Annotated in this window: 2 protein-coding genes; both read left to right on the top strand. The window is 39.0% G+C overall.

The features are described 5' to 3' along the window. Positions 1–51: 51 nt before the first annotated feature. Positions 52–318 carry a transposase gene (locus ACFFGL_RS13645; protein WP_027885854.1) on the top strand — a complete coding sequence of 89 codons (267 nt, stop codon included), beginning with the start codon at positions 52–54 and terminating at the stop codon, positions 316–318. A gap of 59 nt (positions 319–377) precedes the next feature. Further along, on the top strand, positions 378–1,190 hold the full coding sequence (locus tag ACFFGL_RS13640; protein ID WP_309730858.1) for an IS3 family transposase: 813 nt from the start codon (positions 378–380) through the stop codon (positions 1,188–1,190). Positions 1,191–1,197: the final 7 nt, after the last annotated feature.

The raw sequence follows: 1,197 nt of genomic DNA, 5'->3' as shown, positions 1-1,197 counted from the left end.
TGAAGGCTTCCCTGTTTTTCATACAGTTTAAAAATCAACTATTTTTAAGTTATGAAGAAAAGCAGATTTACAGAAGCACAAATAATTGCAATGCTTCAACAGTACGAATCGGGAATGAAGGTTACCGACATTTGCCGAGACAAAGGAATTACCACGGCGGCGTTTTATAGCTGGAAGCGTAAGTATGGTGGTATGGATGCTCAACAACTCAAAGAGCTTAAATCGCTCCAGGAAGAGAATCAGCGTCTAAAGCAGATGTATGCTGATTTGAGCCTTGACCATCGTATCCTTAAAGATATTATTGAAAAAAAGCTTTAAAGCCTTGTGAACGTAAGGAATTGACCGAGCAAGTAGTTAAGCAGGAGAAGTTGAGTATTGTGAGAGCTTGCGAGTTGGTTTGCTTAAGTCGCTCTATGTGGTATTATAAGACCAAGAGGGATGATTCTGAAGTAATAGACAAACTTACAGAAATGAGTGAGATCAAACCTAATCGGGGATTTGATTACTATTTCTACAGGATCCGATCACAAGGCTTTAAATGGAACCGGAAACGAGTCCTTCGGGTATACAGGCTTTTAAGTCTGCAATTGAGAAGGAAGAGTAAAAAGCGTCTTCCAGCTCGTGTTAAAACTCCCCTGGATCAACCTCAGGCACCAAGACAGGTATGGAGTGCAGATTTTATGAGTGATGGTCTAATGACAGGAAGAAAGTTTAGAGTATTTAACCTTATTGATGATTATAACAGAGAAGCGCTATGTACCACTCCAGCACTATCAATGCCTGCCCTACGTGTTGTGGAATATCTAAGGCAGGCCATAGAGGTTTACGGCAAACCTTTACAAATACGAGTGGATAACGGACCAGAATTTATTTCAAAAATATTTATGTCCTACTGCGAAACTGAAGGAATCGAGATCAATTATATCCAACCAGGAAAACCATCGCAAAATGGTTACATTGAAAGGTTCAATAAAACATTTAGAGAAGACGTTTTGGACGCTTACATCTTCCGGAATTTAGAAGAAGTACAACAGATAGCTGAGGGCTTTAGGGAAGATTATAACAAATATCACCCACATAAATCAATGGGCAGAAAAAGCCCTAATCAGATCTATAAAGAATTTTCATTGGGTCTAGACCCAATGAAAAAAGAAAAATTGTGTAATTTAGAGCTGTCCGAAAACGGGTAAGTCTTCA

This window comes from Mesonia maritima, from assembly GCF_042433895.1.
Taxonomy (GTDB): Bacteria; Bacteroidota; Bacteroidia; order Flavobacteriales; family Flavobacteriaceae; genus Mesonia; species Mesonia maritima.
This window is presented reverse-complemented; position numbering and strand designations above follow the sequence as displayed.

What these genes read in the sequence shown, in the direction of transcription:
- ACFFGL_RS13645 (WP_027885854.1), top strand. Translation starts at nt 52, where the DNA reads ATGAAGAAAAGCAGATTTACAGAAGCACAAATAATTGCAATGCTTCAA.